This window comes from Sphaerotilus sp. (assembly GCF_041083715.1).
GTDB lineage: Bacteria > Pseudomonadota > Gammaproteobacteria > Burkholderiales > Burkholderiaceae_C > Sphaerotilus.
Map to the genome: position 1 here is coordinate 1 of NZ_JBFPGY010000291.1, position 6887 is coordinate 6887.

At 68.6% G+C, this 6887-nt stretch carries 8 protein-coding genes; 6 read left to right on the top strand and 2 right to left on the bottom strand.

Translation table 11 applies throughout. The features are described 5' to 3' along the window. On the bottom strand, window positions 1-218 hold a 218-nt coding region (locus AB3X43_RS13480; protein ID WP_369430374.1), incomplete at its 3' end, for a DUF938 domain-containing protein. 150 nt (window positions 219-368) lie between these two features. Here AB3X43_RS13480 and panB point away from each other — a divergent pair. Both panB and panC read left to right on the top strand, forming a co-directional pair. Next, window positions 369-1223, top strand: a complete 855-nt coding sequence (gene panB / locus AB3X43_RS13485) for a 3-methyl-2-oxobutanoate hydroxymethyltransferase (RefSeq protein WP_369430375.1) — start codon at window positions 369-371, stop codon at window positions 1221-1223. A 19-nt stretch (window positions 1224-1242) separates the two neighbouring features. Further along, entirely contained in the window at window positions 1243-2091 is an 849-nt protein-coding gene (gene panC, locus AB3X43_RS13490) for a pantoate--beta-alanine ligase (protein ID WP_369430376.1), read from the top strand. An 11-nt stretch (window positions 2092-2102) separates the two neighbouring features. Here the strand turns inward: panC and AB3X43_RS13495 are convergent, their stop codons facing one another. Further along, entirely contained in the window at window positions 2103-3005 is a 903-nt protein-coding gene (locus tag AB3X43_RS13495; protein ID WP_369430377.1) for a LysR family transcriptional regulator, read from the bottom strand. Between the two features lie 168 nt (window positions 3006-3173). Between AB3X43_RS13495 and AB3X43_RS13500 the strand changes: the two genes are divergently transcribed. The 4 genes from AB3X43_RS13500 to AB3X43_RS13515 all read left to right on the top strand — a co-directional run. Next, entirely contained in the window at window positions 3174-4232 is a 1059-nt protein-coding gene (locus AB3X43_RS13500) for a TRAP transporter substrate-binding protein (protein WP_369430378.1), read from the top strand. A gap of 19 nt (window positions 4233-4251) precedes the next feature. Continuing rightward, window positions 4252-4806 carry a TRAP transporter small permease gene (locus tag AB3X43_RS13505; RefSeq protein ID WP_369430379.1) on the top strand — a complete coding sequence of 185 codons (555 nt, stop codon included), beginning with the start codon at window positions 4252-4254 and terminating at the stop codon, window positions 4804-4806. Beyond that, window positions 4803-6131, top strand: a complete 1329-nt coding sequence (locus AB3X43_RS13510; protein WP_369430380.1) for a TRAP transporter large permease — start codon at window positions 4803-4805, stop codon at window positions 6129-6131. Before AB3X43_RS13505 ends, AB3X43_RS13510 begins: the two co-directional genes overlap by 4 nt. Window positions 6132-6195: 64 nt before the next feature. Next, window positions 6196-6887 (top strand): tannase/feruloyl esterase family alpha/beta hydrolase (locus tag AB3X43_RS13515; RefSeq protein WP_369430381.1); only part of this gene is annotated, 692 nt, incomplete at its 3' end.

Consider the following 6887-nt stretch of genomic DNA (forward strand, 5'->3'; position numbering starts at 1 on the left):
TCGGCCAGCCACAGACAGATGCCGGGCAGATTGGCGCGCACGTCGGAGGTCTGCCAGCGCAGGTGTCGGAGCGTTGCAGCAAAATACACCGCGTGCTGCCCGGTGCCGCTGCCCACCTCCAGCACCGTGTGTCGGTCGGCCAGCAAGGCCCTCAACACCGCAAGGATGGGTTCGCGGTTGCGGTCGCAGGCGGGCGCAAAGGGCTTGTCGACGGTCATGGTGAGAACATCGGGCAGAGGAGGGACAGTGGATGCCATTCGGCACGGTCTGAAAGTATCACTGCTGCGGTGCAGCAAGGCTGTCTAGAATGCCTCAGACCTCTGCAAAGCGGGGGTCCGTACCTGAAAAAAATTCGCATGGAGACCCTGATGAGTTCTCACGCACAGCCCACCTCGAACCCGAACAGCCGCAAACCCGCCACGCTGCACTCCCTGCGCGCGATGCACGCACGAGGGGAGCAGGTCACCATGCTGACCGCCTACGACGCCACCTTTGCCCGTCTGGCGGACGAAGCCGGCCTCGACACGCTGCTGGTCGGCGACTCGCTGGGCATGTTGCTCCAGGGCCACAGCAGTACCATTCCGGTCTCGCTGGACGAGATGGTTTATCACACCCGGTGTGTGGCCCGCGGTCTGCAAGGCGGCGCGGCGTGGCTGGTGGCCGACCTGCCCTTCGGCAGCTACCAGCAAAGCCCGGCGCAGGCGATGGCCTCGGCCACCGCACTGATGCAGGCCGGCGCGCAGATGGTCAAGCTCGAAGGCGGTGGCTGGACGGCCGAGATGGTGCGCTTCCTGGTGGAGCGCGGCGTGCCGGTGTGTGCGCACCTGGGCCTGACACCGCAGAGCGTGCACGCCCTCGGCGGCTACCGCGTGCAGGGCCGCGATGCCGACGGCGCCGCACTGCTGCGCCGCCACGCCAAGGAGCTGGCCGATGCCGGAGCGGCCATGATGGTGCTGGAGCTGATGCCCTCGTCGGTCGCGGCAGCCGTGCAGACCGACAACCCCGGCATGATCACCATCGGCATCGGCGCCGGCCCGGACACCGCGGGGCAGGTGCTGGTGCTGCACGACATGCTCGGTGTCACCCGTGGCAAGCTGCCCCGGTTTGTCCGCAACTTCATGGCCGAAGGCGGCAGCATCGAGGACGCGCTGCGCCGCTACGTCGCCGCCGTGAAGGACGGCTCCTTCCCCGATCCGGTCGCCCACGCCTACGCAGCAGCCTGAACCACGGAATCCCTGTCCCATGCGAGTGCTCCACACACTGGCCGAGCTGCGCGCTGCGCTGGCCGACACCCCCCGCCCGGCCTTCGTGCCGACGATGGGCAACCTCCACGACGGCCACCTGAGCCTGGTCCGACAGGCGCGCACACTCGTCGGCCCGGGCGTGCCGGTCGTCGCCAGCATCTTCGTCAACCGGCTGCAGTTCGGCCCGAACGAGGACTTCGACCGCTACCCGCGCACGCTGGCGCGCGACTGCGAGCTGCTCGAAGGCGCTGGCTGCGACCTCGTCTTCGCGCCCGACGAGCGCGGGCTGTACCCCGAGCCGCAGACCTTCAGGGTCGTGCCCGATCCAGTGCTGGCCGACCTGCTCGAAGGCCATTTCCGGCCCGGTTTCTTCACGGGCGTGTGCACCGTGGTGATGAAACTGCTGCAGTGCGTGCAGCCGCAGGTCGCCGTGTTCGGCCGCAAGGACTACCAGCAGCTGATGGTGATCCGGCGCATGGTCGAGCAGTTCGCGATGCCGGTGCGGATCGTCGCGGGCGACACCGCGCGGGCGGACGATGGTCTGGCGCTGTCCTCGCGCAACGGCTACCTGAGCGCGGCCGAGCGCGCCGAGGCGGTGCAGCTCTCGCTGGCGCTGCAGGCGATGCAGGCGGCGGTCCATGCCGGCGAGCGTGACGTCGCCGCGATCGAAGCCAGGGCCATGGGCACGATGGCCGCACGCGACTGGAAGCCCGACTACATGACGCTGCGCCGCCGCACCGACCTGCTGGCGCCGACCGAAGCCGATCTGGATGCGGGCACGCCACTGGTGGCGCTGGCGGCGGCCAAGCTGGGCGCGACCCGGTTGATCGACAACCTGGAGATCTGACTCTCCGAGATTCAGCCAGCCCGGCCGAGCTGGTACGCAGCCCGGTGCAGGTGGGCGATGAAGTGGCGCATCACCGGCTTGAGCGCGGTGTCCACCCGCGTGATCACGCCGACCGTCAGCGCCAGCCCGCCCTCCTGCAGCGGCGGAATCGCCAGGAAGGGCGCAGCGGCCGGGTGCAGCGCCAGCGGCCGCGGCATCAGCCCCACGTAGTCGCCGCTGGCGATCAGGGACAGCAGCCCGAGCGTCGAATTCACCGTCGCCCCCACCTGCGGCGGCTGCAGGCCGTTCTGCTCGAACAGCCGGCGCGCATAGCCGGTCACGCCCGACATGCCGGTATAGACCCAGCGCGCCTCGCGCAGCTCGGCCAGCGAGCACGCCTCGGCGAGCGGGCTGCCGCGCCGCACCACGACCACCATGGTCACCGAGGTGAGCACCTCGGTCTGGAATTCGCCCGCCGGCAGGTGGTCCGGGATCGGCCCGAGCGCGATGTCCACATCGCCGCGGCGCAGATTGGTGAGCTGCTCGATGTACAGCTCCTCGCGGATCTGCAGGTGCACGTCGCGGAACTCGCGGCTGAAGGTGCGCACCGTCTCCGGGATCAGCAGCATCACCGCCAGCGGCACCGCGCCGATGCGCAGCTCGCCCACCATCTGCCCGCCAAGCTGGCTGATCTCCTCGACCGCCCCGGACAGCTCGCGCACCGCCACGCAGGCCCGCTCGTAGAGCACCTTGCCCTGCGTGGTGGGAATGACGCCCGTGGTGGAGCGGGTCAGCAGCGTGGCCGACAGCTCGCGTTCCAGCTCGCGCACCATCTTGGTCAGTGCCGGCTGCGACACGCCGATGCGGCGCGCCGCCGCGCGCAGGCTGCCTTCTTCCACCGCCGCGATGAGGGCATTGAGGGTGGTGAGTTTCATGGCGGGATGATAACGATTGGTTATCGCGCGAACGCCCGCCGCATCTTTTCCGGCTGGGGCCGGATTCCTAGACTGCCGCCACGCAGAACCAATTTGCGCTGCATCAAGAACACCGCAGAACGCCCCGACGGACGCAACCGCGGTCCCCCACCCCCAGGAGACATCCCCATGACAGCTTCGCTCGCTGCCCCGCTTCGCCATGCCCTCTCGGCCACGATGGCCGCCGCCGCCGTGCTGTGCGGCCTCCCCGGCACCGCCGCCGCCCAGGACGTGGTGACCCTCAAGGTCCACCACTTCCTGCCCGCCGGCGCCTACGCACAGACCATGTTCATCCAGCCCTGGTGCGACAAGATCGCCCGGGAATCGAACCAGAAGATGAAGTGCCAGATCTACCCGTCGATGCAGCTCGGCGGCACGCCGCCGCAGCTGTTCGACCAGGTGCGCGACGGCGTGGTGGACATCGCCTGGACGCTGCCGGGCTACACGCCGGGCCGTTTCCCGCGCATCGAGGTGTTCGAGCTGCCCTTCATGATGCAGAGCCCCGAAGCCACCAGCAAGGCGGTGTGGGACTACATGCAGCAGCAGGCCCCCAACGAGTTCAAGGACGTGCACCCGCTGGCCTTCCACGTCCACGGGGATGGCGTCTTCCACCTGACGAACAAGCCGATCCGCACGATGGCCGACTTCAAGGGCCTGAAGCTGCGTGCGCCGACCCGCCAGACCAACAGGTTCCTGGCTGCGCTCGGTGCGACGCCGGTGGCGATGCCGGTGCCGGCCGTGGGCGAGGCGCTGTCCAAGAACGTCATCGACGGTGCGGTGGTGCCCTATGAGGTGGTGCCGTCGGTGAAGATCCAGGAACTGGTCAAGTTCCACACGGAAACCGATCCGGCCGAGCCTGCGTTCTACACCTCGGCCTTCGTCTTCGCGATGAACAAGGCCCGCTACGACGGCCTGCCCGCCGACCTGAAGAAGGTGATCGACGCCAACAGCGGCCAGGCCCTGTCCGGCCAGATCGGCAGGACTTTCCTGGCCGCCGACGCCGAAGGCAAGAAGCTCACCGTCCGCAACACGACCAACGTGATCCCGAAAGAAGAGCTGGCGAACTGGAAGAAGGCCGGCCAGCCCGTGATCGACGCCTGGGTGTCGGACATGAACGGCAAGGGCGCCAACGGCCAGCAGCTGCTCGACAGCGCCCGCGCGCTGATCACCCGCTACAGCGTCCGCTGAACGCCACGGAGTCCTTTTCATGCAAGAACCGATACCCGGCGTGGTCCACGCCGGCCCGGGGGCCGACTTCGGCCCTGCGGGCAAGACATTGCTGGCCGTGAGCAAGACCGCCGCCGTCGCGGGCGGGCTGGTCTTCGTCGCCCTGGTGGGCATGAGCATCGCTTCCATCGTCGGGCGCAAGGTCGCCTCGGCACCGGTCCCCGGTGACGTGGAAGTGCTGCAGATGTGCGCCGCCTTCGCCTGCGCCACCTTCTTCGCCTACTGCCACCTGGCCGGCGGCGATGTGAAGGTGGACTTCTTCACCGCCAAGTGCCGACCCGCCACCGTGCACCGACTCGACGCGCTGGGCTCGCTGCTGACCGGGCTGGTCGGCGCGGTACTCGCGTGGCGCTCGACGGTTGGCGCCGTCGCGGTGCGTGCCTCGGAGGAGACCAGCATGATCCTGGGCTGGCCGCTGTGGGTCGCGCAGGCGCTGATGGTGCCGGGGCTGGTGCTCATGGCACTGGCCGGCTTCTACATGGTCGCCCACCACCTCGGTCAAGCGAATCACGCCACGGCGGGAGGCCAGCCATGAGCGGCATTGCAATCGGCGGCCTGATCTTTGCCGCGCTGATGGCCCTGCTGGTGCTGCGCGTGCCGATCGGCATCGCGATGTTCGTGACCGGCGCCGGGGGCTATGCCTACCTGACCGGTGACACGACACCGCTGCTCAACACGCTCAAGAACACCGCCTACGCCCGGCTGTCGAACTACGACCTGGTGGTGATCCCGCTGTTCCTGCTGATGGGCCAGTTCGCCACGCACGGTGGCCTGAGTGCCGCGCTGTTCCGCTTCGTCGCAGCCTTCATGGGCCACTGGCGCGGCGGCATCGCGATGGCCTCGATCGGTGCCTGCGCGGGCTTCGGCGCGATCTGCGGCTCGTCGCTGGCCACTGCGGCGACGATGGGCCAGGTCGCCCTGCCCGAACTCAAGCGCTTCGGCTATGCCGGCAGCCTGTCCACCGGTGCGCTGGCCGCCGGAGGCACGCTGGGCATCATGATTCCGCCCTCGGTGCCGCTGGTGATCTACGCGATCCTCACGCAGGAATCGATCGGCAAGCTGTTCATGGCCGCGGTGCTGCCGGGCCTGATCGCGATGGTCGGCTACATGCTGGTGATCCGGCTGATGGTCAGCCTGCGGCCCGAGATGGGACCGGCCGGGCCGGTCGTCGCCTGGCCGCAGCGGATCAAGGCGCTGCTGCAGGTGACGCCGGTGCTGGGCGTGTTCGCCGTGGTCATCGTCGGCATCTACGGCGGCTGGGCCAACCCGACCGAGGCTGCTGCCATCGGTGCGGCAGCGTGCGGCATCCTGGCGGTCGTCAGCGGCGGGATGCGGCTGCGCGGCCTGCTCGACAGCGCACTCGGCACGGCGCAGGCCACCGCGATGATCTTCGTCGTGCTGCTCGGCGCGGACATGCTCAACAGCGCGCTGGCGCTGTCGCAGATGCCGGTGGAGCTGGCGGCGTGGGTGCAGGGCAGCGGGCTGTCGCCGATGCTGGTGCTGGTGGCGATCCTGGTGATCTACATCCTGCTGGGATGCGTGATGGATTCGCTGGCGATGATCCTGCTGACCATCCCCATTTTCTACCCGGTGGTGATGGGCCTGCCCTTCCACGGCCTGACGCCGACCGACAAGAGCATCTGGTTCGGCATCCTGGCGCTGATGGTGGTCGAGATCGGCCTGGTGCATCCGCCCGTCGGCATGAACGTCTACATCATCAACCGGCTGGCCAAGGACGTCCCGCTGTCCGAGACCTTCAAGGGCGTGATGCCGTTCCTCGCCTCGGACCTGCTGCGCATCGTCGCGCTGCTGGCCTTCCCGTCGATCTCGCTGGTGCTGGTGCGCACCTTCGGCGGATAACAGCGCTGCCCCACAGCGCGCAGCACCGATTTCATACCAATTTCAACATCCCAGGAGACATCCCATGCGTTCCATGCGTCCTGCTCGCCTCACTCCTTCCCTGTGCCTGACGCCGCTGATGGCGGCGACTCTCGTCGCCTGCGGTGGCGGCGATTCCACGGCGATCGCCGCCACCACCACCGACACCACACTGATGCCGGTGGCTCAGAAGCTGTCCTGCGCCAGCCTGGTCGGGCTGACCATCCCGGCCGCGTCGATCGGCCTGCCGTCCTCGGGCGCCAGCGTGCTGACCGCCGCCGACGTGACCGACACCGACTCGGCCAGCACCGCCCGTGACTACTGCATGGTCACCGGCAACATCTGGCCGCTGGACCCGACCGCCTCGGCGATCCGCTTCCAGGTGAACCTGCCGAAGTCGTGGAACCAGCGCGCGCTGCAGTTCGGCGGTGGCGGCACCAACGGCTCGGTCGTCACCGGCCTGAATGCCTTCTCGATGGCACCCGCCGACGTGCCGACCCCGCTGGCACGCGGCTACGTCACGCTGGGCAGCGACTCCGGCCACGACGCGGCCGGCAAGCCGCCGTTCGACTCCAGCTTCGCGCTGAAGCAGGAAGAGCTGATGAACTTCGGCCAGTGGCAGGTCAAGAAGACCGTCGATGTCGCCAAGTTCCTGACGCAGAAGATGTACGGCCAGAAGCCGAAGTACACCTACTTCGCCGGCGGCTCCCAGGGCGGCCACGAAGGCTTCGACGCCGC

What these genes read in the sequence shown, in the direction of transcription:
- AB3X43_RS13500 (WP_369430378.1), top strand. Translation starts at nt 3,174, where the DNA reads ATGACAGCTTCGCTCGCTGCCCCGCTTCGCCATGCCCTCTCGGCCACG.
- AB3X43_RS13505 (WP_369430379.1), top strand. Translation starts at nt 4,252, where the DNA reads ATGCAAGAACCGATACCCGGCGTGGTCCACGCCGGCCCGGGGGCCGAC.
- AB3X43_RS13495 (WP_369430377.1), bottom strand. Translation starts at nt 3,005, where the DNA reads ATGAAACTCACCACCCTCAATGCCCTCATCGCGGCGGTGGAAGAAGGC.
- AB3X43_RS13510 (WP_369430380.1), top strand. Translation starts at nt 4,803, where the DNA reads ATGAGCGGCATTGCAATCGGCGGCCTGATCTTTGCCGCGCTGATGGCC.
- panC (WP_369430376.1), top strand. Translation starts at nt 1,243, where the DNA reads ATGCGAGTGCTCCACACACTGGCCGAGCTGCGCGCTGCGCTGGCCGAC.
- panB (WP_369430375.1), top strand. Translation starts at nt 369, where the DNA reads ATGAGTTCTCACGCACAGCCCACCTCGAACCCGAACAGCCGCAAACCC.